Source organism: Paraburkholderia sp. BL27I4N3, assembly GCF_003386115.1.
GTDB lineage: Bacteria > Pseudomonadota > Gammaproteobacteria > Burkholderiales > Burkholderiaceae > Paraburkholderia.
In genome coordinates, this window is sequence record NZ_QREJ01000001.1 from 3,684,417 (window position 1) to 3,708,499 (window position 24,083).

At 62.2% G+C, this 24,083-nt stretch carries 27 protein-coding genes, 1 tRNA gene and 1 riboswitch; of the genes, 18 read left to right on the top strand and 10 right to left on the bottom strand.

All coding sequences use genetic code 11. The features are described 5' to 3' along the window. The first annotated feature begins 80 nt into the window (after nt 1-80). Complete coding sequence (locus tag B0G71_RS16620) at nt 81-1,271, top strand: acyl-CoA dehydrogenase (RefSeq protein WP_012431834.1); 1,191 nt, start codon at nt 81-83, stop codon at nt 1,269-1,271. A 150-nt stretch (nt 1,272-1,421) separates the two neighbouring features. Here the strand turns inward: B0G71_RS16620 and B0G71_RS16625 are convergent, their stop codons facing one another. Further along, nucleotides 1,422-2,060: a peroxiredoxin gene (locus B0G71_RS16625; protein WP_116142815.1), complete on the bottom strand. Its 639-nt coding sequence runs from the start codon at nt 2,058-2,060 to the stop codon at nt 1,422-1,424. Between the two features lie 342 nt (nt 2,061-2,402). Here B0G71_RS16625 and B0G71_RS16630 point away from each other — a divergent pair, with 342 nt between their 5' ends. The 3 genes from B0G71_RS16630 to B0G71_RS16640 all read left to right on the top strand — a co-directional run bounded on the left by B0G71_RS16630 (nt 2,403) and on the right by B0G71_RS16640 (nt 3,824). Continuing rightward, on the top strand, nt 2,403-2,705 hold the full coding sequence (locus B0G71_RS16630) for a YqjD family protein (protein ID WP_011486909.1): 303 nt from the start codon (nt 2,403-2,405) through the stop codon (nt 2,703-2,705). A 132-nt stretch (nt 2,706-2,837) separates the two neighbouring features. Further along, nucleotides 2,838-3,224 (top strand): phage holin family protein, encoded by a 387-nt coding sequence (locus B0G71_RS16635; RefSeq protein ID WP_106284466.1) that lies wholly within the window; start codon nt 2,838-2,840, stop codon nt 3,222-3,224. A 120-nt stretch (nt 3,225-3,344) separates the two neighbouring features. Next, entirely contained in the window at nt 3,345-3,824 is a 480-nt protein-coding gene (locus B0G71_RS16640; RefSeq protein WP_116119027.1) for a DUF3318 domain-containing protein, read from the top strand. A 53-nt stretch (nt 3,825-3,877) separates the two neighbouring features. Here B0G71_RS16640 and B0G71_RS16645 read toward each other — a convergent pair whose 3' ends face one another. The 7 genes from B0G71_RS16645 to glyA form a co-directional block, all read right to left on the bottom strand. Then, on the bottom strand, nt 3,878-4,306 hold the full coding sequence (locus B0G71_RS16645; RefSeq protein ID WP_116119026.1) for a type IV pilin protein: 429 nt from the start codon (nt 4,304-4,306) through the stop codon (nt 3,878-3,880). A 13-nt stretch (nt 4,307-4,319) separates the two neighbouring features. Beyond that, the gene (locus B0G71_RS16650) at nt 4,320-4,889 is read right to left on the bottom strand and encodes a hypothetical protein (protein ID WP_404935350.1); all 570 of its coding nucleotides are present in this window, start codon (nt 4,887-4,889) and stop codon (nt 4,320-4,322) included. A 47-nt stretch (nt 4,890-4,936) separates the two neighbouring features. Next, entirely contained in the window at nt 4,937-5,749 is an 813-nt protein-coding gene (locus tag B0G71_RS16655; RefSeq protein ID WP_116142817.1) for a PilW family protein, read from the bottom strand. Further along, nucleotides 5,746-6,192: a hypothetical protein gene (locus B0G71_RS16660; protein ID WP_116142819.1), complete on the bottom strand. Its 447-nt coding sequence runs from the start codon at nt 6,190-6,192 to the stop codon at nt 5,746-5,748. Before B0G71_RS16660 ends, B0G71_RS16655 begins: the two co-directional genes overlap by 4 nt. Next, on the bottom strand, nt 6,189-6,749 hold the full coding sequence (locus B0G71_RS16665) for a GspH/FimT family pseudopilin (RefSeq protein ID WP_258875619.1): 561 nt from the start codon (nt 6,747-6,749) through the stop codon (nt 6,189-6,191). Before B0G71_RS16665 ends, B0G71_RS16660 begins: the two co-directional genes overlap by 4 nt. Nucleotides 6,750-6,956: 207 nt before the next feature. Continuing rightward, nucleotides 6,957-7,439 (bottom strand): transcriptional regulator NrdR, encoded by a 483-nt coding sequence (nrdR, locus tag B0G71_RS16670; RefSeq protein WP_012431825.1) that lies wholly within the window; start codon nt 7,437-7,439, stop codon nt 6,957-6,959. Between the two features lie 6 nt (nt 7,440-7,445). After that, nucleotides 7,446-8,693: a serine hydroxymethyltransferase gene (gene glyA / locus B0G71_RS16675; protein WP_012431824.1), complete on the bottom strand. Its 1,248-nt coding sequence runs from the start codon at nt 8,691-8,693 to the stop codon at nt 7,446-7,448. Between the two features lie 166 nt (nt 8,694-8,859). Beyond that, a riboswitch (ZMP/ZTP riboswitch) is annotated at nt 8,860-8,968 on the bottom strand. 241 nt (nt 8,969-9,209) lie between these two features. Here glyA and ydfG point away from each other — a divergent pair. The 11 genes from ydfG (at nt 9,210) to B0G71_RS16730 (ending at nt 17,588) form a co-directional block, all read left to right on the top strand. After that, nucleotides 9,210-9,956 (top strand): bifunctional NADP-dependent 3-hydroxy acid dehydrogenase/3-hydroxypropionate dehydrogenase YdfG, encoded by a 747-nt coding sequence (ydfG, locus tag B0G71_RS16680; protein WP_116148669.1) that lies wholly within the window; start codon nt 9,210-9,212, stop codon nt 9,954-9,956. A 70-nt stretch (nt 9,957-10,026) separates the two neighbouring features. Beyond that, nucleotides 10,027-10,506: a tol-pal system-associated acyl-CoA thioesterase gene (gene ybgC, locus B0G71_RS16685; RefSeq protein WP_116142823.1), complete on the top strand. Its 480-nt coding sequence runs from the start codon at nt 10,027-10,029 to the stop codon at nt 10,504-10,506. Nucleotides 10,507-10,661: 155 nt separating this feature from the next. After that, a complete protein-coding gene (gene tolQ, locus B0G71_RS16690) occupies nt 10,662-11,339 on the top strand; it encodes a protein TolQ (protein ID WP_007179119.1) in 678 nt (225 codons plus the stop codon). Nucleotides 11,340-11,349: 10 nt separating this feature from the next. Beyond that, nucleotides 11,350-11,796 (top strand): protein TolR, encoded by a 447-nt coding sequence (gene tolR / locus B0G71_RS16695; RefSeq protein ID WP_012431820.1) that lies wholly within the window; start codon nt 11,350-11,352, stop codon nt 11,794-11,796. After that, nucleotides 11,793-12,827, top strand: coding sequence for a cell envelope integrity protein TolA (gene tolA / locus B0G71_RS16700; protein WP_116142825.1), 1,035 nt, complete (start codon nt 11,793-11,795; stop codon nt 12,825-12,827). Before tolR ends, tolA begins: the two co-directional genes overlap by 4 nt. A 139-nt stretch (nt 12,828-12,966) precedes the next feature. Beyond that, a complete protein-coding gene (gene tolB, locus B0G71_RS16705) occupies nt 12,967-14,259 on the top strand; it encodes a Tol-Pal system beta propeller repeat protein TolB (protein ID WP_012431818.1) in 1,293 nt (430 codons plus the stop codon). A 33-nt stretch (nt 14,260-14,292) separates the two neighbouring features. Beyond that, nucleotides 14,293-14,802, top strand: coding sequence for a peptidoglycan-associated lipoprotein Pal (pal, locus tag B0G71_RS16710; RefSeq protein ID WP_012431817.1), 510 nt, complete (start codon nt 14,293-14,295; stop codon nt 14,800-14,802). 19 nt (nt 14,803-14,821) lie between these two features. Next, on the top strand, nt 14,822-15,571 hold the full coding sequence (gene ybgF, locus B0G71_RS16715; RefSeq protein WP_106284476.1) for a tol-pal system protein YbgF: 750 nt from the start codon (nt 14,822-14,824) through the stop codon (nt 15,569-15,571). A 177-nt stretch (nt 15,572-15,748) separates the two neighbouring features. Further along, nucleotides 15,749-15,824 (top strand) — tRNA-Lys (locus tag B0G71_RS16720). A 260-nt stretch (nt 15,825-16,084) separates the two neighbouring features. Beyond that, a complete protein-coding gene (locus B0G71_RS16725) occupies nt 16,085-16,543 on the top strand; it encodes a hypothetical protein (RefSeq protein ID WP_309546259.1) in 459 nt (152 codons plus the stop codon). Nucleotides 16,544-16,775: 232 nt separating this feature from the next. Continuing rightward, nucleotides 16,776-17,588: a mechanosensitive ion channel family protein gene (locus B0G71_RS16730; RefSeq protein ID WP_106284477.1), complete on the top strand. Its 813-nt coding sequence runs from the start codon at nt 16,776-16,778 to the stop codon at nt 17,586-17,588. Between the two features lie 128 nt (nt 17,589-17,716). Here the strand turns inward: B0G71_RS16730 and B0G71_RS16735 are convergent, their stop codons facing one another. Beyond that, nucleotides 17,717-18,388, bottom strand: a complete 672-nt coding sequence (locus B0G71_RS16735) for a DedA family protein (RefSeq protein WP_116142827.1) — start codon at nt 18,386-18,388, stop codon at nt 17,717-17,719. Nucleotides 18,389-18,595: 207 nt separating this feature from the next. Here B0G71_RS16735 and mutL point away from each other — a divergent pair, with 207 nt between their 5' ends. Together mutL and miaA are read left to right on the top strand one after the other, a co-directional pair. Beyond that, nucleotides 18,596-20,644, top strand: a complete 2,049-nt coding sequence (mutL, locus tag B0G71_RS16740) for a DNA mismatch repair endonuclease MutL (protein WP_116142829.1) — start codon at nt 18,596-18,598, stop codon at nt 20,642-20,644. A 45-nt stretch (nt 20,645-20,689) separates the two neighbouring features. After that, nucleotides 20,690-21,637 carry a tRNA (adenosine(37)-N6)-dimethylallyltransferase MiaA gene (gene miaA, locus B0G71_RS16745; protein ID WP_116148674.1) on the top strand — a complete coding sequence of 316 codons (948 nt, stop codon included), beginning with the start codon at nt 20,690-20,692 and terminating at the stop codon, nt 21,635-21,637. A gap of 71 nt (nt 21,638-21,708) precedes the next feature. Here the strand turns inward: miaA and purM are convergent, their stop codons facing one another. Next, nucleotides 21,709-22,776, bottom strand: coding sequence for a phosphoribosylformylglycinamidine cyclo-ligase (purM, locus tag B0G71_RS16750; RefSeq protein ID WP_012431808.1), 1,068 nt, complete (start codon nt 22,774-22,776; stop codon nt 21,709-21,711). A 161-nt stretch (nt 22,777-22,937) separates the two neighbouring features. On the opposite strand from purM, the gene B0G71_RS16755 reads away from it, so the two are divergent. Then, nucleotides 22,938-24,014, top strand: a complete 1,077-nt coding sequence (locus B0G71_RS16755; protein WP_106284480.1) for an AI-2E family transporter — start codon at nt 22,938-22,940, stop codon at nt 24,012-24,014. The last annotated feature ends 69 nt before the right edge of the window (nt 24,015-24,083 follow it).

Genomic DNA, 24,083 nt, shown 5'->3' on the forward strand with positions numbered 1-24,083 from the left:
TGCAAAACATTGTTTCGCATAGCGGAACTCAAGTCAAGCGCAAACACGTTTCCGTCAAGCAAGGGATCAGGAGATAAGCCATGGCCGAGGCCGCGCAGTTTCACTGGGAAGACCCGTTGCTGCTGGATCAGCAGCTCACCGAAGACGAACGCATGGTGCGCGACGCCGCCGCAGCTTACTCGCAAGACAAGCTGCAGCCGCGCGTGCTCGAAGCGTTCCGTCATGAGAAGACCGACATCGAGATCTTTCGCGAGATGGGCGAACTCGGCCTGCTCGGCCCGACCATTCCTGAGCAATATGGCGGCCCCGGTCTGAACTACGTGGCGTACGGTTTGATCGCGCGTGAAGTGGAACGCGTGGATTCGGGCTATCGGTCGATGATGTCCGTGCAGTCGTCGCTGGTCATGGTGCCGATCTATGAATTCGGCTCGGAAGCGCAGAAGCAGAAATACCTGCCGAAGCTCGCCACCGGCGAATGGATCGGCTGCTTCGGCTTGACCGAGCCGAATCACGGCTCCGATCCGGGCAGCATGGTCACGCGGGCCAAGAAGGTCGACGGCGGCTATTCGTTGTCGGGCTCGAAGATGTGGATCACCAATTCGCCGATCGCCGATGTGTTCGTCGTGTGGGCGAAGCTCGAGGAAGACGGCAAGGACGCGATCCGCGGCTTCATTCTCGAGAAGGGCTGGAAGGGACTGTCGGCGCCCACCATCCACAGCAAGGTGGGTCTGCGCGCGTCGATCACCGGCGAAATCGTGCTCGACGAAGTGTTCGTGCCGGAGGAGAACCGCTTCCCCGAAGTCAGCGGCTTGCGCGGCCCGTTCACGTGCCTGAATTCCGCGCGCTATGGCATCGCCTGGGGCGCGCTCGGTGCGGCTGAATCATGCTGGCACACCGCGCGTCAGTACGTGCTGGATCGCAAGCAGTTCGGCCGGCCGCTCGCCGCGAACCAGTTGATCCAGAAGAAGCTCGCTGACATGCAGACCGAGATCACGCTCGGTCTGCAAGGCGTGCTGCGTCTCGGCCGCATGAAGGATGAAGGCACCGCGGCCGTCGAGATCACCTCGATCATGAAGCGCAATTCATGCGGCAAGGCACTGGACATTGCACGGCTCGCGCGCGACATGCTCGGCGGCAACGGCATCTCGGACGAGTTCGGCATCGCGCGGCATCTGGTGAATCTGGAAGTCGTGAACACCTATGAAGGCACGCATGACATTCATGCGCTGATTCTGGGGCGCGCGCAAACCGGCATTCAGGCTTTTTTCTGAAGGTTTTCTGAAGCGCGAATCGCGCGGGTTGCTCCGATTGCCGCGCGTTTGCGCAGCACAATAAAAAAGCCAGTTCACTCGTGAACTGGCTTTTTTTCATTCGACCCGGCGTGCCGCGGTTAGCGGCCCGCTTTGTAGCGCATCAGCCGCTTACTTGTTCGGCTGCGGCGTCATGCGCAGATACGGACGCAGCGCCTTGTAGCCCTTCGGGAATTTCTGCTTGATGACTTCCTCGTCCTTCAGCGACGGGACGATGACCACGTCATCGCCCTGCTTCCAGTTGCCCGGCGTGGCAACCGAGTGGCTGTCGGTGAGTTGCAGCGAATCGATCACGCGCAGTACTTCGTCGAAGTTGCGGCCAGTGCTCGCCGGATAGGTAATGATCAGGCGCACCTTCTTCTTCGGGTCGATCACGAACAGCGAACGCACCGTGAGCGTCTCGTTGGCGTTCGGATGAATCATGTCGTACAGCTCGGCAACCTTGCGATCGCCGTCCGCGAGAATCGGGAAGCCGACGCTGGCGGCTTGAGTCTCGTTAATGTCTTTGATCCACTCTTTGTGCGACTCGGCGCTGTCGACCGACAATGCGATGGTCTTCACATTGCGCTTGTCGAACTCGTCGGCCAGCTTGGCGGTCAAGCCGAGTTCGGTCGTGCAGACCGGTGTGAAATCGGCCGGATGCGAGAACAACACGCCCCAACTATCGCCCAGCCATTTGTGGAATTTGATCGGGCCGACACTCGACTGCTGCTCGAAATCCGGTGCGATATCGCCAAGACGTAGACTCATTGTGCATCTCCTGTAGGTTTGGACATTGCCGCGCGAGCGTTCACGCGCGGCGCCCCGCAACGATAAAGCATACGGGAGTGACGGTGTATGACGAACCAACATCGCGTCACTACTTTATGCGTTTTTGTAATTTTCACCGATTTGGAGGAAACTTTGCGGGACAGATCAACTCCATCTCAAGCAAACTTCGTCTACACGTTGTGTGGCGACGGCGTTGTTTGTGGCTATGCTTCAAGCGGGAACGGTTCGTGCGATCTTGTCAACCAACCGGGCCCTGTGCTCGCCAGCGGCCGTTTCTTTGGTTACGATTCACGCGTGGCGTGAGACGAAGGGGAGCTGTCAATGTCGGAAATCAACAAGGAGAGATTGATGTCGGATATCAAAACCGTCCTCGCGGACGCTGAAGATCTGCTGAAACAGGCCGCGAGCGCCACCGGCGAGCGCGCTTCCGAATTGCGGGAAACGGCGCTGACGCGCCTGAAACAAGCGAGGGAAAAGGCGGCCGACGTTCAGGTCGTGGTGGTCGAAAAAGGCAAGAAGGCGGCCCGCGCCACTGACGACTACGTGCACGAGCATCCGTGGGCATCCATCGGCATTGCCGCCGGCGCCGGCGTGCTGCTTGGGCTATTGATCAACCGCAAGTAACACTGGCGATGCCGCCGGGCGTATTTCGTCCGGCGCACCAGCGAACCGAGTTGACCGGCGCACGTCTTACCGGTCCGCTTCTTCTGGCGCGCGCGCGCGCCGGTTAGACCTTCACGCGCAACGCCCACAGCCATGACGATCGAAACACAATCGCAGCGCGGAGAACATAGTCCGTTGCGCCGCATAATCGGCTCCGTGTTTGCCATTCTGCAGACGCGGCTGGAACTGGTCGGCATCGAGCTCGCCGAAGAAAAGGACCGTTTGCTCGCCGTACTGTTCCTCGGCCTTGCCGCGATGATGCTCGCCACCATGGCCTTGATCGCGCTGACTGCGCTGATCGCCATCGCGTTCTGGGACACCTACCGCTGGCAGGCGCTGGCAGGCATCACCGCGGTCTATGCGATCGCGGGATTAGCCTGTGCGCTGAAAGCGCGCAGTGGTTTGCGCAACGCGCCAATGGTGTTCGAAGCGACCCTCGCAGAGTTTGAAAAAGACCGCGACGTGTTCCGCAAACCGTGACCCGGAAGACGCCACGGTGCGACATAGCGCCTCGCGTCTTTGGTTCTGCGTCTTGCCTAACAGCCTTGCGCGAATTGCAGCGCCGTTCCGTTGCTCAACCTTCACTGCCGTCGACACGCCATGAGCCAGATCCATTCCGATACCGCGTTCCGCAACAAGCGCCACCAGGCCAAAGATCTGAGCGCACCGCATTTGCGCGCACTGCGCAAGGAGTTGCTGCTGGTGCGCGCGGATGTCGAGCGCATGGAACTCGCTCAGGCGACCATCGAGTTGCGACAAGCAGTCACGCACTTTAGTTGGCTCAAATTCATTTTGCCGGGCTTCGGCGGCATGCGCGTCGGTAAAGGCTCGAAGGCGAGCTTTCTTAACGCGGGCAGCGTCGGCGCCCTCCTCAAACAGTATCCGCTCATCAGCTCGATCGCTTCGATCGTGCTTGCCAAGCCGCTGCGCACAACCGTCGTAGCCGGCGCCAAACCCGTGCTCAAATGGGGCAGCGTTGGGCTTGCCGCGTGGGAGGCCTATCGGATCTGGCAGCAGATGAAGCGGGATTCGGCGGCGTCATCAGGCGGCAAGGTTGAGTCGGCGGATAGTCGAGACTGAGGGAAACGCCGCGCGGCGTTCCGCCTCAGTTCAGCTCAGCCCGGTTCGGTTTGCTAGCTCGTATTCCAGCAGTCGCCGCTGGCGGCTGTCGAACCGGTTGCCGCGGGTTTGTTGCCACGTAGTCCTGTCGCATCGAGCGTGAAAATGCCGCACGTGTCGTCGTGCATCGGCCCGGCTTCACTCGGCGTTGCCTCGATCGCATAGCCACCGTTTGCATCGTCCGCGGGCAGCACGTGCAGGTGATAGACAGCCGTGCCGAATTGCGGCGCCTGATCGAGGCCCGGGGGCAATGTCGGTGCGCTGTCGTTTGCCGCTCCTTCAATGAATTGAGCCGCGCGATAGAGCGCGGACGCTGCGTCGATTCGATGCGTTCGCGCAACATGGCTGCGATACGAAGGCACGGCAAAGACGGCCAGCGTGGCGGCGATTGCCAGCGTGATCATCAACTCGAGCAGCGTGAATCCGGATGCATGCGACTTCATTAGGCCGCCTCCGTCAAAATGGCCTGGCGGCAACGCGGCGCCAATGACGTTCGATCTTCTCTCCATCGACCACCAGTTCCATTTGCAGCCATACCTGCGATTCGCTGGCGCGGCCGAAACCGCGCGCAGTTAATAAATACGCCCGCGCATCGGCACGAGTGGCGAGACGCCAGGCCTCGATCAGACATTGCGGTGCGCGCAGCGATCCTGGCCATTGCGCCACGGGCGTGACGGCTCCTGCTTCGAACGCTGCTGCGAGTTTCCATTGCACCGGCATGCCGGATGCGACCGGCAGCGGTGCTGCGGACTGCGTGCTTGCAGCGGCGACGACACTGCGGGCGCATAAAGTCAGCGCCGAATCCGCGGCATGAAAGGCCTGCAAGTACTCGCGAACGTTGATGGTGCCGCGCGCAGCCGCCAGTGACGTTTCGAACCAGGCTGCTGAAGTGACCAGCATCATTGATGAAATCAGCAGGACGATCGGCAACACCACGCCCCGTTGCCTGGTGCTCGGCACGGTGCACCGCATTCGGCTGAGGCCTATCAGGTTTGCCGGGTTGGCCAACTGACCGTGACGTCTCATGCACTTCCCCTCGGTCCGACACGGCTGCTTTTCCCTTTGTGGTTTCGTCACAGCGAATCCTCCACGTGATTGCGTATCGCAACACGCCGCGAGTACGCCTGGCGCGGTCGTGAATCCGCACCGAGAGCACTTACGCCATCGCAATCGACATAGCGCGCACGCTGTTGCCCCTGCGGCATGCCGCGTACGAGCACGCAAAGATCGACGGCGACGATCTTTGCCCATTGATCGGCCGTCACCGCCGACGCGTCGATTGCGGTCAGCCCGCCAGCTAGCCAGTACTTGATCCGCAAGCGCTCGATGCCTTCTACCAGCGGCTGCGCGGACCCCGGCTTGCCGTTACCCTCGCAGTAAAGTTCCGGCTCACCGGTCGAACCGCTGACCCTCGCGAAGTACCGGTTGACGACCGGCACGCCCTGGTCGCCGAGCGCGGCGCTGCTGCCAGCGACGGCCTGACCGAGACAGTCGGTCGTTTGCCCGCTGGTCGATGCCCACGTGGAGACGTTGTCCCCGACATAACGGACCGCGACACCATCCGAGTGACTGGGCAAGGTCTCGCAGGCGAGGCTATCGTCGGCGCCGACCGGGCGGCCGCCCGAACATCCGAACATCGGCGGCGGACTGTTGTACCGCGCGATGTCCGCGGGTACGAAGCCGGCCATTTGCAATTGCGGGCCGATCAGCGTCAGCGCAGTCAGACCGGCTTCGCGAATCCGCATCGCATCGCTCGCGCGTTCGAATGCGCTCCGCTGCGTCCTGTAGAGCGAGACGGCACCCGCGGTCACCAGCAGCCCCAACGCCATCGCGATCACGAATTCGATCAAGGTATGGCCGTGAGCAGGGTTCGAACGCCGCGTCATTGCGCAAACGCCAGCACGACGCATGAAGAGCCCACGGGCAGATCCACTCCGCCGCAAGGCGCGGGCTTGTCGATCACGTCGTCGGAATGTGGCAAGTCACGCAGCGATGCCCATGTCACGCGTGCAGCGGACACGCCCGCGATGTCACTCACCGAGGCTTCGCCATGCGGCAAAAGTTTCGCTGCACGCGCGCTCCATTGTCTGGTTGCGGAGTCGCCCGAAGTGGGAGCGCACATGGCCTCCGCGACGGAATCGGCTATCCAGGCGGCATGTTCGCGCAGGGACATCGCGCGGGCCTCGCGCGCGGTCCACAACTGGCCGGCGATCAAGCCGAGCGCCGTGACAGCAATCAACGCGACAGCCAGCATGACTTCGATCAATGAACTGCCGACCCACCTGGACTCGCGGCAGCGCGAGTGCGGACTCCGCGGATGTCGGCTCATGACGCGGCTCCGCATGCGCCCTCAACGATCCGCGCGCGGCCGCCCGCCGCAATGCGAATGCAGCGTCGCCACTTGTCTCCTTGTGTCGCCTTCGACGGTGCACGCGGCGCGATATCGAAACTGCGAAAGGTGCCGATCAATTGGCCCGCCGGAGGCGTGAACGTGAGATTCGTCTGCGTGCCGGCGATGCTCACGGCCGCCAGCAGAGGCTGCGCACGTAATAGCGATAGCGTGCCGCCTCGTTCGGCCAGCACGGCCCAACCGCACGACCAGTCGGCGACGCCGTTGCCGCACGGTTGCCCCGCGGCAAGACAACGCCGCGCGGCGTCGGTGCGGCATACGGTGACTCGTGCGCCTCGGCGTAAGGCTTCACTGCGTGCATAAGCGAGCGTCGAGGCAAGCGCCTTCGCGCGGGCGTCGACCTGATCTCGCACGTGCCACGACACGAATGACGGCGTGGCCATCACAGCGACCACGGCCAGCAGCGCAATAACAGCCAGTGTTTCGACAAGCGTGAAGCCACGATATCGCGGCGGACGGACTGCGTTCCGATTCATCTGCATCCCTGATCGATTCGAAGAATGCAGCCAATCTAGCGATTTGCAAATCGTCCAACAATCGGCCGAACGGCCAGGTGGCACTCAGACGCTAGTCCGCGCAAAAATGCACGCGACGAACCATTGCGGCGGCGGGAGATACGGATGCGCGAAACAACGCGGAACAGCAGAACGGCGATTCAAACGCAACGCGCGATGCGACTGCGTTCAGCGCTTGCGGGAAGGCTTGGGAGGAGAAGAGGCGCGGCGAAATTCTTCGATCACGTCTTCGAATTCGGAGACGTCTTCGAAGCGCCGGTAGACAGAAGCAAAACGAACGTAGGCAATGGTATCGAGCGCACGCAATTCATTCATCACGAGCTCGCCGAGGCGCTCGCTGCGCACTTCGCGCTCGCCGCTGCCGAGCAACAGATACTCGATGCGGGCGACCGCGGCGTCGATCGCGTCCGCTGCCACCGGGCGCTTGCGCAGCGCCAGTTGCATGCTCGCGACGATCTTGCGGCGGTCGAATTCAGTACGGCTACCATCCTTCTTGACGACCGACGGCAACGCCAGCTCGACCCGCTCATACGTCGTAAAACGTTTATCGCAGGCCGGGCAGCGGCGGCGCCGGCGAATCGTCGCGCCGTCTTCGGATACGCGCGAGTCGACGACCTGCGTATCGGCGTGACGGCAGAAGGGGCAATGCATGGCGGCTTAGCGGTAAACAGGAAAGCGCTGCGTCAGCTCAGCGACTTGCCCGCGCACGCGCTCGATCGTGGCGGCGTCTTCTGGATTGTCGAGCACGTCGGCGATCAGGTTACCCACCTGCTCCGCTTCCTTGACGCCGAAACCGCGCGTGGTCATGGCCGGCGAGCCGAGGCGCACGCCGCTCGTCACGAACGGCTTTTCCGGATCGTTCGGGATCGCGTTCTTGTTGACCGTGATGTGAGCGGCGCCCAGCGCGGCTTCCGCAGCCTTGCCGGTAATCTTCTTCGCACGCAGGTCGACGAGCATGACGTGGCTTTCGGTGCGGCCCGACACGATGCGCAGACCGCGCTTGACCAGCGTCTCAGCCAGCACGCGCGCGTTTTCGACGACTTGCTGCTGATATGCCTTGAATTCCGGCGACAGGGCTTCCTTGAACGCGACAGCCTTGCCGGCGATCACATGCATGAGCGGACCGCCTTGAATGCCGGGGAAAATTGCCGAGTTGATCTGTTTTTCGAACTCGGCCTTCATCAGAATCACGCCGCCGCGCGGGCCACGCAGGCTCTTGTGCGTGGTGGTGGTGACAAAATCGGCGTGCGGCACGGGGTTCGGATAAACGCCCGCGGCGATCAGACCGGCGTAATGCGCCATGTCGACCATGAAGTACGCGCCGACCGACTTGGCGATTTTCGACATGCGTTCGAAATCGATACGCAGCGAGAACGCGGACGCCCCTGCCACGATCAGCTTCGGCTTGTGTTCCTGAGCGAGTTTCTCCGCGGCGTCGTAGTCGATGTCTTCGGCTTCGTTCAGGCCATAGCTGACCACGTTGAACCACTTGCCCGACATGTTGACCGGCGAACCGTGCGTAAGGTGGCCGCCGTGCGCGAGGCTCATGCCCATGATCGTGTCGCCCGGCTTGAGCATGGCGAAAAACACGCCCTGGTTGGCCTGCGAGCCGGAGTTCGGCTGCACGTTCGCGGCTTCGGCGCCGAACAGTTGCTTCACGCGGTCGATCGCGAGCTGCTCGGCGACGTCGACGTACTCGCAGCCGCCGTAATAGCGCTTGCCCGGATACCCTTCAGCGTACTTGTTCGTGAGTTGCGAGCCTTGTGCAGCCATGACAGCCGGGCTCGTGTAGTTTTCCGACGCGATCAGTTCGATATGCTCTTCCTGACGGCGGTTTTCCTGCTCGATGACCTTCCAGAGTTCAGGATCGACGTTGGCGATGGTGCTTTGGGCTCTGTCAAACATACGGATTCCGTTGAATGTGTTCAGGTTGACCGGATCGTGCGCCGAATCTTGCGTAGAGGGTACGCAGCGCTGCTGGCGGCTGGGCCAGCCCTGACGTGGCGGATGGAGAGTCGCCGCACACGCGAGGCAGGGCAGCCACCGTCAGCGCAGATCAATGCGCGCGGATCACGGCTGCCCAGGCGAACGGCAAAACGGCACCCCGCGCTTCACGGTGGGTTGTTCCACCTTGAACCCGATTGCTTGAACCGGTTCTATCGCCAGTCACGCAGGGATGAGCGCGTTAGTTTATTGGAAGCGGATCGAATAGGCAACCGGGTTCCGGCCACTCCTGCGGGTGCCCGCCGGGCGGCCTCCAGAGCCGTCTCATGCGGCGCGCAAACGTCTGAGGAAAACCGCACAGAGACTCGCGGCGCGTCCTTGCCGCAGCCTCTCGTGCGGCTGGTTCATCCTTGCCGCAGCGCCGCAATGGAAGTAGGCTTGGGGCCTTTCTCTCCTACCAGCCTGGGAACCACTGCAATGATCGTGTTCGTCACCGGAGCGTCCGCGGGATTCGGCGCCGCCATCGCACGCGCCTTCGTCAAAGGCGGCCATCGCGTCGTCGCCACTGCTCGCCGCAAGGACCGCCTGCAAGAACTCGCCGACGAACTCGGCGACGCGCTTTTGCCGTACGAGCTCGACGTGCGCGACCGCGTCGCCGTCGAAGCCGTGCCGGCCTCGCTGCCGGCCGATTTCGCAGCCGTCGACGTGCTGGTCAACAATGCCGGCCTTGCCCTCGGCATCGAACCGGCGCAGAAAGCGAATCTCGACGAATGGAACACCATGATCGAGACCAACTGCACAGGGCTCGTTCAAGTCACGCATGCCCTCCTGCCCGGCATGGTGGAGCGCAATCGCGGCCACATTTTCAATCTCGGCTCGGCAGCCGGCAGCTGGCCGTACGCGGGCGGCAACGTCTACGGGGCCACCAAGGCGTTCGTGCATCAGTTCAGCCTGAATCTGCGCGCCGATGTCGCCGGCACCGCACTGCGGGTGACGAACGTCGAGCCGGGCCTGTGCGGCGGCACCGAATTCTCGAACGTGCGTTTTCGCGGCGACGACGCGAAGGCCGGCAAAATGTACGAAAACGTGCAGCCGCTGACGCCTGAAGACATCGCCGACTCGATCTACTGGATCGCCACGCGCCCGGCGCACGTCAACATCAACACGATCGAACTGATGCCGGTGGCGCAATCGTTCTCCGCGTTGTCCGTCCATCGCGGCTGAAATCCCGGCTGAAGCCCGCCGGACGGGGCGCACATCTTGAAACAGACCTGCGGGTGTGCGTTCCGGTAAAATGCGCCGCATGAATATGTCGACCAGCCAGCCCGGCGAGGAAATCGGCTACATGTGGCCAATCCGCGTGTACTACGAAGATACCGACGCCGGCGGCATCGTGTTTTACGCGAATTACCTGAAATTTTTCGAACGTGCGCGCACCGAGTGGCTGCGCGCGTGCGGTGTCGACCAGAATCGGCTCGCGGACGAAGCGGGCGCGATTTTCATCGTCCGCAGCACGGCGGTCGATTATCGGGCGCCGGCCCGGCTAGACGACATGGTCAACGTGGTCAGCCGGATCGAGCGGCTCGGCAGAGCGTCGGTCGATTTCGCGCAGGAAGCGTGGCGGGACGGCACGCTGCTTGCTACCGGTTCCATCCGGGTCGGCTGCGTGGACCGCATTGCGCTGCGGCCGACCGCGATTCCTTCGCCGGTTCTCGCTGCCTTGCGGCGTGGGCCGGGCGCGAGCGAGCCCGGCGTGTCAACGGATAAAGACTGAACCCCGTTGTTATGGGGCCAGTGAACTCGTAACGATCAAGCAACACAAAGCATGGTTCGGCTTGCAATATCGCCGATGCTTCCGTTTTGCTCACGGCAAGCTTCGAGTGGCCTTGCAGCCGGACGCCCCCTTCCGGGACGTTAAAACGAACCTTTATGAACACTACACAAGATCTGTCGATCGTTTCACTCGTACTCAACGCAAGCCTGCTGGCGCAGGCTGTCATGGCTCTGCTGCTGTTGCTGTCGCTGCTATCGTGGACTTTCATCTTCCGCAAGTGGTTTGCGATCCGCCGGGCGCGCGCGCAAACTGAGCGTTTCGAACGCGATTTCTGGTCGGGCGGCGACTTGCAGGCGCTTTATCAAAGCGCCGCGAACAACCGGCACACCATTGGCGCACTGGAACGGATTTTCGAGTCCGGCATGCGCGAATTCCTGAAGGGCAAGGAAAAGCGCCTGAACGATCCGGGCGCGATTCTCGACGGCGCACGGCGCGCCATGCGTGCCGCGTTCCAGCGTGAAATGGACGTGCTCGAAGCCAATCTCGCGTTTCTCGCGTCGGTCGGTTCGGTCAGCCCGTATATCGGTCTGTTCGGCACGGTGTGGGGGATCATGAATGCGTTCCGCGGCCTCGCCAACGTGCAGCAGGCCACGCTCGCCAACGTCGCGCCGGGCATTGCCGAAGCGCTGACCGCCACCGCGATCGGCCTGTTCGCCGCGATTCCGGCCGTGGTTGCCTACAACCGCTACGCGCACGATATCGACCGCCTGGCAATCCGCTTCGAAACCTTCATCGAAGAGTTCTCGAACATCCTGCAGCGTCAGGCACAGTAAGGAGTCCACGATGGCAGGCTCTCGCTCCTCCAGCATGCGCGGCAGCCGCTCGCGCCGCGCGATGGCCGACATCAACGTCGTGCCGTACATCGACGTGATGCTCGTGCTGCTCGTGATCTTCATGGTGACCGCGCCGCTCGTGGCCCCGTCGATCGTCAATCTGCCGACCGTCGGCGGCGCCGCGCCGCAGCAGCAAACGCCGCCTGTGATCGTGAACATTCGCGCGGACGGCAACATGAGCGTCAAATACAAGGACGATTCCGGCGCGCAACAGCAGGAGAACATGACGAAAGCCGATCTGAACGGCTTCATCGCCGATCGCGCGCAATCGCATCCTGATCAGCCCGTCGTGATCGCCGCCGACAAGACCGTCAAGTACGAAGTCGTCATGAACGTGATGTCCGAACTGAAAGCTCGCGGCGTCAAGCGCGTTGGATTGCTCGTCAAATCGCAATGATCCGCAAGAATTCCGAATACCCGCTCCAGCCACCGCGTGAACGCGGCACCGGGCGAGCCTTTGCGTTCGCGCTGGTGATGCACGCGCTGCTCGGGTTCTTCCTGTACCACGGCATTCAGTGGCAAAACAGTACGCCCGAAGGCGCGGAAGCGGAGCTGTGGACCGAAGTGCCGGATGTGGCGATCCCGCGTCCCGTGCCGCCGCCAGTGCCCGTTCCCGTGGCCCCTGCCCCGCCGGTGCGAGACGAACAGGCCGACATCGCGCTGCAGGAAAAGAAACGTCAGCAGCAGGAAGCGGCTCGCGAGGCGCAGTTGGCTGAACAGCAACGTCAGCAGAAACTGCAGGCGCAGCAGGAAGCCGAGGCGAAGCGTCAGCAACAACTTGCTGCGGAGCAGGCGGCGCAACTCGCCGCGCAGAAAGCTGCGGCAGCCAAACAGAAGCAGCAGCAACAGCAGGCCGACAAGCAGAAGCAACAGCAATTGGCGGAGCAGCAAAAGCAGCAGCAGTTGAAAGAACAGCAGTTGAAAGAGCAGCAGCAGGAACAGCAGAAGCAGGCCGAGGCCGAAGCGCAGAAAAAAGCCGACGCGCAGAAAGCCGCGAAGGCCAAAGCGCAAGCCGACGCCGCGGCGCAAGCGAAGAAGCTGGATGCCGAACGTCGCGCACGACTCGCGCAAATGCAAGGCCTCGCGACCGGTGGCACCGGCTCGACCACCAGCGACGGGCTGGGCAAGAGCGGCACGGGCAGCGGCTCGGGTGGCACGGCGACATCGCCTGGGTACTCCGACAAGGTGCGGCGTGCCGTGCGCCCGAATATCTCGTGGGGCGGCGAAACGAGCGGTCTGGAGACGGTGGTCTCCGTGCGCTGCTCACCGACGGGTACCTTGCTGGGTGCCACGATTTCGCGCAGCAGTGGCAACGCTGCGTGGGACGACGCCGCGCTACGAGCGGTTCAGCGTACCGATCCGATGCCTCAGGACATCAATGGCAAGACGCCGCCGAGTTTCCTGATTACGTTGCGCCCGGCCGGTTGATTCACAGTAGTTTGACAGTCAGTTGACAGCAGACTCTGCGCCCAGCCCACCGGGGCGCGCTCGGGAACGAATTAGTTCTTTTCGGGTCTGTCTGCTGTCTTGAAGCGTTAGTAAACCGTTTTTGGGGAAACCATACAGCATGAGTTTGATGACCAAGCTAGGCCTGCGGACACTTGTAGCGTCGTGCCTGATCGCCGTTGGCGGCGCCGCCCACGCACAACTCAACGTCCTCGTGACAGGCGTCGGGTCCACCCAGTTTCCAATCGCAACGGCGAACTTCGCCAATGAAGCGAACTCGCCGCAGCAAGTCAGCACGATCGTGCGTCAGGATCTCCAACGCAGCGGCAAATTCACAAACATCGACGCGGGCTCCACGCCGGTCGCCGAAACGGATTCCGTCGACCTCGGCAGCTGGAAGGCCAAGGGCGCTAACGCGTTCGTGTCGGGCAGCGTGAACCGTCTGCCGAACGGCCAGTACGAAGTGCGCTTCAAGCTGTACGACACCGTCAAGGGCGAAAGCCTCGGCGGCCTCGTGCTGGTGAGCCCGGAAAGCGGCTTGCGCATGAGCGCGCACAAGGTCGCGGACTACATCTACGCGAAGCTGATGGGCGGTCGCGGCGTGTTCGCCACGCGCCTGTCGTACGTCATCAAAACGGGCGGCCGTTATCAATTGCAGATCTCCGATTCGGACGGCCAGGACGCGCATATCGCGCTGTCGAGCCCCGAGCCGATCATCTCGCCGGCATGGTCGCCGGACGGCACCAAGGTCGCTTACGTCTCGTTTGAAAAGAAGAAGCCGATCGTCTACATCCACGATCTGCCTACGGGCCGCCGCGTGGTCGTTTCGGACCAGAAGGGCAACAACAGCGCGCCGGCGTGGTCGCCGGACGGACGCACGTTGGCCGTCGCGCTCTCGCGCACCGGCAACACGCAGATTTTCGCCGTCAACGCGGACGGCAGCGGCCTGCGCCGTCTCACGCAAGGCAGCTCGATCGACACCGAACCGTGCTTCTCGCCTGACGGCCAGTCGATCTATTTCACCAGCGACCGTGGCGGCCAGCCGCAGATCTACAAGATGTCGGCGCAAGGTGAAAACGCTGGCGCCGCGCAACGCGTCACGTTCACGGGCAGCTACAACACCAGCCCGCGCGTGAGCCCGGACGGCAAACAGCTCGCTTATATCTCGCGCGTCGGCGGCGGGTTCAAGCTTTATATCCAGGACCTGCAAGGCAACACCGCCACAGGCCTGACGGACACGACACATGACGAATCGCCGAGCTTTGCGGCGAACGGTCAGTACATTCTTTACGCCACACAGGTGAACGGCCGTGGCGTGTTGGCCGCAGTTTCGACCGACGGTCGCACTCGGCAGGTCCTGTCCGTTCAGGGTGGCAGCGTACGCGAGCCATCCTGGGGCCCGTTTATGCAATAACGTTGATGCAATAACACAAGGAGAGTTATCAAAATGATGTCCAAACTTCGCTTCGCTTTTGCCGTATTGATGGTCGGTGCACTGGCCGCGTGCCACTCGGGCGTCAAGCTCGACGAAAACGCTAACAAGGGTGGTACGGTTTCGGCACAGCCGAATCCGAACGATGTCGCAACGGTCAATGTCGACCCGCTGAACGACCCGAACAGCCCGCTGGCCAAGCGCAGCATTTACTTCGACTTCGACAGCTACTCGGTCAAGGACGACTATCAATCGCTGCTGCAACAACACGCGCAATACCTGAAGAGCCATCCGCAACGCCACGTCCTGATCCAGGGCAACACCGACGAACGCGGTACCAGCGAGTACAACCTGGCACTCGGCCAGAAGCGTGCTGAAGCTGTGCGCCGTTCGCTGTCGCTGATGGGCGTGACGGACTCGCAAATGGAAGCCGTGAGCCTCGGCAAGGAAAAGCCGCAAGCTACGGGTCATGACGAATCGTCGTGGGCACAAAACCGCCGCGCCGACCTCGTGTACCAACAGTAAGTAACGGGTGATGAGCCGAATGACGCATCGTTTCTCCTGGCTGCGCTTTGCCGCAGCGGCCTGCGTCGCGGGCACGGCCTTCGCGGCCGTGCCCGCGCATGCAGGCATCTTCGACGACGACCAGGCCCGTCAGGCTATTCTCGATCTGCGTTCGAAGACCGATAGCCTGTCGAGTCAGTTGTCGGCCGCGCAGCGCACCATCCTCGATCAGTCCAACCGTCTCGACCAGTTGAATCAGCAGGTCGCGACGCTGCGTGGGCAGAACGAGGATATGGCCAACCAGCTCGCCACCGTGCAGAAGCAGCAGAAGGACTACTACACCGATCTGGACACGCGCCTGAAGAAATTCGAGCCGCAGCAGCAGACGGTGGACGGCGTCCAGGGCGAGGTGCAGCCGGGTGAGACCGATTCGTTCAACGCGGCTTCACAGCAATTCCGCAACGGCGACTTCAAGAATGCGGCGGCATCGTTCCGCGCTTTCATCTCCAAGTTCCCGAACAGCCCATACCAGCCGACCGCGCAGTACTGGCTCGGCAACGCGCTGTATGCACTGCGCGACTACAAGGGTTCGACGGCAACCTGGCAGGGTGTGGTGCAGAAATATCCGCAGCATCCGCGGGCGCCGGAAGCGCTGCTGGCCATTGCTAACAATCAGCTCGAGCAAGGTCAGAAGGCTGCGGCCAAGAAGACGCTGGAGCAGATCGTCGCGCAATACGGCGGCTCCGACGTCGCGCAGTCGGCACAGAGCAAGCTGTCGCAGATCAAGTAGTTGTGTAGTATTGCTCGAGTAGTTAGCAGTAACGCGCAGTGACCGACGCCATAGCCACGCGCGCCTCTCGCTGAAAAGCCCGGGCGGTCTGCCCGGGCTTTTCACTATTTGAAATGCGGATCGGTGCGATGGGTTGACAGCGCGCCGAAGCTATCGCTATAATTTCGCTTCTCTTTTGGGTCGTTAGCTCAGCTGGTAGAGCAGCGGACTTTTAATCCGTTGGTCACAGGTTCGAATCCCGTACGGCCTACCAAAAGATTCAAGGGCTTGCACGCATTAGCGTGCGAGCCCTTTTCTTTTTGCGGCTCGGATTGCGCAATGCAATCCCGCAAGACCGCTCGCAAAATTCATAACACAGCTACATATATTCACCGATCTAACTGCGGACTTTTCCCGCAACACTCACCACCATTTCTCACAACACGACCGGCGTTTTCCCGCGCCAACGCTATTGCCACAGACAGGAAACAACGGACTCCGAACTGAACATTTATTGAGACATAAAGACGTGCAATGATCGCCGCCGGTCGAGCGAAACACGCTGCGACTCTGCGTGAGCAGACGCTTTGGCAACGCCGCAGCCCCCTGCGCTTTCATTTCACCCATATGACTAATTTTCTGTTCGATCTGTTCTCGAACCTGGCTCTGCTTACCTTCGTGCTGGCCGTCTGTCACCTGTGCAACCGCTTCGCCCCAGGTGCGTCACTCAATGGCTCGCATATATTCGCCGCGCTGGCATCGGCCGCATTCCTGCTCGATGCCGCGCTGACCTTTTTAGTGTTCGCCGATTCGCAGAGCCGCTACGGTCAGTTCAGCACATCGACTGCGTTTTTCGAGCGCAGCGGCGCATACCTGCTCGCGATCATCGCGGCTCTCACCTGGCGTCGCGCTGCCCGCCGCGCGAAAGTCAGCGTCGACAAGCCGCTCGTCATCCACACTTCACCGTATTCGAAATCGAATCTGCCGATGTAGGCACGACAAGCGTCATCGCTTCAAGCGCGTCCGCCGAAGTGACTGCCTTTCCCGCCTGACACGCCATATGAGCCACTGGAACGGTCCTTGCGGATGCCCGCGCCGTCGCCTATAACGTCCGAAGACCGAGTGTTACCTGAGTTACCGTTTGCGCCCGTCGCCGGGCATTTGCCGCTGTATTGCACCACCGCAGTTCAATCAGTCGAAGGCAACTCACCCAACGAGGAACATCTTGGATCTCGAAACCGTACGCGTGTTCATCATGACCCGAGGCATCGACCTCGGCACCAAGGTTGTCGGAGCAATCGTCCTTTGGATCGTCGGCCGGTGGCTCATCGGTCTGATTATCGGACTACTGCGCAAAGTGCTCGCGCGCAACGGCCGGGTCGATCCCACGCTGGCGCATTATCTCGGCTCGATTCTGGGCGCACTGCTGAACCTGCTGCTGATCTTGGCGATCCTGCAGGTGTTCGGTGTCCAGACGACGTCGTTCGCCGCGCTGCTCGCCGGCCTCGGTCTCGCGATCGGCACTGCCTGGGGCGGTCTGCTCGCCCACTTCGCGGCGGGCGTATTCATGCAGGTTTTGCGTCCGTTCAAGGTCGGCGATTTCGTCACGGCGGGCGGCGTCACCGGCACGGTTTCGGAGTTGGGTCTATTCGGCACGACCATCGTGACGCCGGACAACGTGACAACCATTGTCGGCAATAACAAGATCTTTTCCGACACCATCTCGAACTACAGCATTCTCCCGGTGCGGCGCGTCGAGTTGACGGCGAAGATCGCCAACGGCGTCGATCCGACGGACGCGATGAACCGGTTGAAGGCGGCCGTCACGCAGATTCCGAACGTGGCCGAGAGTCCCGCGCCGGACATCGAAGTATTGACCTTCACGCCGGAAGGCCCCCTGCTTTGTGTGCGGCCCTACACGAACAACGAGCACTATTGGCAGGTCTATTTCGACACCAATCGCGCGATCATCCAGACGTTCAAGGAAGCCGGCTACCCGACGCCGGAAACGCCGCTGGCGCCGCGTGCGGTGACCTGAGCATCGTCGAGTCGCGTGAATGGCTCGCGTCCAATCGTTATATTGACGAGATTCACAAGCACCAAAAAAAACGGCGTCACGAAATTCGCGACGCCGCTTTTCATCTGGATACCTCTAGCGTGAAAACCTCAGCGGTTACTCGCATTCGACGTGTTCTTGCGCATCATCTTCCACAACGCCCCGAGCAGGACGGGCACGATCGCCGCGCCGATACCCACCAGCACGATCACATTCAGATACTGACGGATAAACGGAATGTTGCCGAAGAAGTAGCCGAGCAACGTCAGCAGCAACACCCAGAAGAATGCGCCGGCAAAGTTGAACAACTGGAACCGGCTCACGGTCATTTCCGATGCACCCGCGACAAACGGCGCGAAGGTCCGCACCACCGGAATGAAACGCGCCAGCACGATGGTTTTGCCGCCATGCTTCTCGTAGAAGTTGTGCGTCTTCTGCAGCGCGCTGCGATCGAGAAAGCGTTCGAGAAACGGAATGTGCGAATTGAAAACCCGCGGCCCGATGGCTCGTCCGATCATGTAGTTGACGGTATTGCCCGCAATGGCCGCCACGAGCAGCAGCACGATCAGCAACCCAATGTTCATCTCCCCGGTCGCGCAAAAAGCGCCGCCGATGAACAGCAGCGAATCACCCGGCAGAAACGGCAGGATCACGAGCCCGGTTTCGCAGAACACGATCAGAAACAGCACTGCGTAGACCCAGGCGCCGTAGACATGAATGAAGTCTCCGAGGAACTTGTCGATGTGCAAGACAAGGTTGACGAAATGTAGCAACGTGTCCAAAGAGAATCCTTTATGAAGCGAATATGACGATGGCAATAAACAGCCGTGTGACCAGGCCTGTTAGCGATGGCGGCCAGCGCTCACTCGCCGCCGGAAATTGACCGCGTCATGATACAGAAAGTGCCCGGCCACAATTAAAAATCTCCCCCGCGTGAGTGTGCTTGCGCGCGTTGCGGGCTTGCCGCGCCGAATCGCTATAATTTCGCCATGTCCGAATTCTCCGAAACGCCTGCCGGCCTCGATGCCGCGGCCGCGATTTCCGCCGCCGCGCCCACCCCACGCCCGTTACGCGCGATCCAGCCGCTTCCCGATCAGTTGATCAGCCAGATCGCCGCCGGCGAAGTGGTGGAGCGGCCGGCTTCGGTCGTCAAGGAACTGCTGGAAAATGCCCTCGATGCGGGCGCGCAATCGCTGCGCATTCTGCTCGACGAAGGCGGCGTCAAGCGCATCTCGATCACCGACGACGGCTGCGGCATCCCCGAGAACGAACTCGTGCTCGCGCTGATGCGCCACGCCACCAGCAAAATCCGCTCGCTTGCCGAACTGGAAGCGGTCGCCACGCTGGGGTTTCGCGGCGAGGCGCTGGCCTCGATTGCGTCGGTCGCGCAGATGACCATCACGAGCCGCACGGCCGACGCGGCGCACGCGGTGCGGGTGGATGCGGAAACCGGCGTGCTGAGCCCCGCAGCCGGCACTCAGGGCACCACAATCGAAGTCCGCGAGTTGTACTTCAACACGCCGGCACGCCGCAAGTTTCTGAAGAGCGAGCAGACCGAACTCGGCCATTGTCTCGAACAGATTCGCCGCGCGGCGCTGGCGCGGCCGGATGTCGCGATTTCGGTGCTGCATAACGGCAAGGCGGTCGAGCACTGGAACGCCAGCGAGCCGCCGGTGCGGGTCGCGAAGATTCTCGGCGAAACGTTCGCGACAGCCCATTTGCCGCTCGACGAATCCGCCGGACCGCTGGCCGTGTACGGTTGCGCGGGTTTGCCGACCGCGAGCCGCGGGCGCGCCGATCAGCAGTATTTCTTCGTCAACGGCCGCTTTGTGCGCGACAAGCTGCTCACGCACGCCGTGCGCGCCGCTTATGAAGATGTCCTGCACGGCGAGCGCTATCCATCCTATGTGCTGTTCCTCGATCTGCCGCCTGAAGCGGTCGACGTGAACGTGCATCCGTCGAAGATCGAAGTGCGATTCCGCGATTCGCGTTCGATCCACCAGTTCGTCTTCCACGCCGTGCAGCGCGCGCTGGCGCGGCATGCGGGCGCATCGCCGGAAACGACGGCGGGCGGGCATGCGGCACATCTCGAGCCTTCCGTTGGCGGACCGGCTTCGTTTGGCGCGACGCCGTTGGGTGGCGCGGGCATCGGCGGCGTCGCTTTCGGTGCGGGCAACCGCGTGGGCGGCTTGGGTGGCGCATCGGGCGGCGGCTTCGGCTCGTCGTCGCAGCAGCCAGGCAACACGTGGACGCGCCAGGCGCGCATGACGCAGGGCACGCTGCCGGTCGCGCAACCGCTCGCGTTTTACGACGCGCTCTTCGGCCGCAAAGACACCAACGCCGGTACGGCTGAAGGCGCCACGCTGTTCGAGGCGCGCGATTCGGCCGGCGAATCGCCATCGCCGTACAACGCGTCCGCGCCTTATCCGGCGCCTACGTTCCACGCCGCCGATGAGCAGCCGCTCGGCTTCGCCCTCGGCCAGATTCATGGCATCTATGTGCTGGCGCAGAACGCGCACGGCCTGGTGATCGTCGACATGCACGCCGCGCACGAACGCATTCTGTACGAGCAGTTCAAGAACGCGCTGGCCGATCGCACGATTGCCGTGCAGCCACTGCTGATCCCGCAATCGATGCAGGCGGACCCGATCGAAATCGGCACCGTGGAAGAAGAACGCGAGACGCTCGATGCGCTCGGTTTCGACCTCGCCGTGCTGTCGCCCACTACGCTCGCGATCCGCGCCGTGCCGGCGCTGCTGAAAGACGCCGATCTGCAGGCGCTGGCGCGCGCGGTTCTCGCCGACCTGCACGCGTTCGGCGGCTCGCGCGTGTTGACCGAACGTCAGCACGAGATGCTCGGCACGCTCGCCTGCCATCACGCGGTGCGCGCGAATCGTCGTTTGACGCTCGATGAAATGAACGCGCTGCTGCGTCAGATGGAAGCCACCGAGCGCGCCGATCAATGCAATCACGGGCGTCCCACGTGGTATCAGTTGACGCTGTCGGATCTCGATCGGCTGTTCATGCGTGGTCAATGACGTGACGCCATTTCGACGCGCAACCGCTTGCCCATGACCGCGCACATGACGTCGCGCACACCCACGGTCGTGCCGTGTCTGCTGGGCCCGACCGCATCCGGCAAAACGGCTGCCGCGCTGGCGCTCGCCGCGCGGCGCCCGGTGGAAATCATCAGTGTCGATTCGGCGCTGGTCTATCGCGAGATGGATATCGGCACGGCCAAGCCGACCGCTGAAGAACGCGCGGCGGCGCCGCATCATCTGATCGATATCATCGATCCCACCGACGCCTATTCCGCCGCGCAGTTTCGCGCCGACACTTTACGGCTGACCGGCGAGATTCACGCGCGCGGGCGGCTGCCGTTGCTGGTCGGCGGGACCATGCTGTACTACAAGGCACTCACGCAAGGGCTCAACGATCTGCCCACCGCCGACGCGGATGTGCGCGCCACGCTCGACGCCGAGGCCGCGCGCGAAGGCTGGCCCGCCCTGCATGCACGGCTTGCCGTGATCGATCCTGAGACGGCCGCGCGGCTGGCGCCGAACGATTCGCAACGGATTCAGCGTGCGCTCGAAATTTTCATGCTGACAGGACAGGCCATGTCCGCTTTACTGGCCGCACCCGCCCCACAGGACGACGCCGCGGCCGCGTGGCGCTTCGTGCCGATTGCACTGGAGCCGTCCGATCGCAGCGTGCTGCATGCGCGCATTGAGAAGCGCTTCGATGCGATGCTAGCCGGCGGTTTCGTCGATGAAGTGGTGAAGTTGCGCGAGCGCGGCGACTTATTGCCCGAGATGCCGTCCATGCGTTGCGTGGGCTACCGGCAAGTCTGGGAGTATCTGGATGGCGCCATCGACTATTCGACCATGCGCGACAAAGGCGTCTTCGCGACGCGCCAGTTGTGCAAGCGACAGCTCACATGGCTGCGAAGCATGCCAGAGCGGGTGGTGGTGGATTGCTGCGATCCGCACGCGACGGCGCGGGTGCTTGAAGCGATTGAAACGTTGCTTTGAAACTTTGATTCGTGAAAGCCTTGAACCGCGCGGCGCCAGCTAGTCCCACGCCGCGCGGTCGCACAAGCCTTTTAGACCACGACCGTCTGAGCTTCACCAGCGGCGCTTTCGCGAATCACGCCAATCTTCCAGACTTGCTCGCCGGCAGCCGACAGCAGACCGATTGCCGCATCGGCATCAGCAGCCGATACAACCACCGCCATACCGATACCGCAGTTGAACACGCGATGCATTTCCGCATCCGCCACGCCGCCGTGCTTTTGCAGCCACGAGAACAGCGGCGGCAACGGCCAGCCACGGTGATCCAGTTCAGCCGTCAGGCCTTCACGCAACACGCGGGGAATGTTCTCGACCAGTCCGCCACCCGTGATGTGCGCCATGCCCTTGACGGCGATCTGCTGCATCAGCGCCAGCAGCGGCTTCACATAAATATGCGTGGGCGCCATCAACGCGTCGGCGAGCGAACGGCCGTCGAAATCCGCGTTCAGATCCGGCTGCGCGCGCTCGATGATCTTGCGCACCAGCGAAAACCCATTCGAATGGATGCCGCTCGAAGCCAGGCCCAGCACCACGTCTCCGGGGGCAATGGTGCTGCCGTCGATAATCTTGCTCTTTTCAACCGCGCCGACCGCGAAACCGGCCAGATCGTACTCGCCGTCGGGATACATGCCCGGCATTTCCGCCGTCTCGCCGCCGATCAGCGCGCAGCCCGACAGTTCGCAGCCGTGCGCGATACCCTTCACGACCGTCGCCGCCGTGCCGACGTCCAGCTTGCCGCAGGCGAAATAGTCGAGGAAGAACAGCGGCTCGGCACCTTGAACGAGAATGTCGTTCACGCTCATCGCCACCAGATCCTGGCCGACGGTGTCGTGTTTGTTCAGTTGAAACGCGAGACGCAGCTTGGTGCCGACGCCGTCGGTGCCGGACACCAGCACCGGCTCCTTGTATTTCTTCGGCACTTCGAACAGCGCGCCGAACCCGCCGATGCCGCCCAGCACGCCGTCGCGCATCGTCTTTTTGGCAAATGGCTTGATCGCGTCGACCAGGGCGTCGCCCGCGTCGATGTCCACGCCGGCGTCGCGATACGACAGACCTTGGGCCGAATCAGTTGAATTCGGGGCGGATTTCGGTTGATTCATGGGGAAGAGCTCGAAGGTCGGTAAAATGCGATTTTACCCGATGCCGGCCCAGAGTTGGCGCTTCAGCGCTTACTCCGGCCCCATACAGAGTTGCCGGCCGACTGGCTGGAATTTGCATCACCCTCAATGATCCGGTCGCGACGACACCTGGGAAACAAACCTTGCAAGAGAACTCTTCGATACTGACGCCTGTTCAGCGCCGCGCCTTTATCTGGCTGGCTATCGCGCTCGGCGTCGGCATTTTGCTCTGGCTGCTGAGTCCGGTTCTCACGCCATTTCTGCTCGGCGCGATTCTCGCGTACATTCTGCAGCCTGGCGTGGCGTGGATGGTGCGGCGGCGCGTGCCGCGCGGTCTGGCCGCCTTGCTGATGATGCTGCTGTTCACGCTCGTGATGACGCTGCTCGTGCTGCTGGTTCTGGCGGTCATCCAGAAAGAAGCGCCGCAACTCAAACAACAGGTGCCTGTATTCTTTGCACACGTGAACGCCTGGCTGCAACCCAAGCTGGCCATGCTGGGACTCGCCGATTCGCTCGATTTCGCCAGTCTGCGCGATCTCGTCATGGGGCAACTGGAAGGCAGCGCGCAAACCGTTGCGGTTTACGCGTGGACCTACATCCGCACAAGCAGCAACCTGATGATGACGGTGGTCGGCAACGTGGTGCTGGTGCCGCTCGTGCTGTTCTATCTGCTGTACGACTGGAACCGCATGCTCGCGCGTGCGCAGGTTGTCGTGCCGCGCCGCTGGCTCGACAAGACGCTGCAACTGGCGCGTGACATGGACCAGATGCTGTCGCAATACCTGCGTGGCCAGTTACTCGTGATGGGCGTGCTGGCGGTGTTTTACGCGGTGGCGCTGACTATCGCGCGCTTCGAGATCGCGTTGCCGGTCGGTATTTTTACGGGACTCGCGGTGTTCATCCCGTACATCGGTTTTGCAACCGGCCTTGCACTGGCGCTGCTCGCGGCACTGCTGCAATTCGGCGACTGGTACGGCTTCGGCGCGGTCGCGCTGATTTACGGCGTCGGCCAGATCCTGGAGAGCTTTTTTCTCACGCCGCGGCTGGTGGGCGAACGGATCGGACTGCACCCGCTCGCGGTGATTTTCGCGTTGCTCGCGTTCGGGCAGCTGTTCGGCTTTTTCGGTGTATTGCTGGCGTTGCCGGTCAGCGCGATTCTGTCGGTCGCCGTGCGCGAGTTGCGGCAAAGCTATCTGACGAGCACGCTTTATAACAACTGACTGATCCTTGACTATTTCGGCCCGTCATACGGCCATTTGCGGCCCAAGCCTCCTTTTCGGCATTCACCT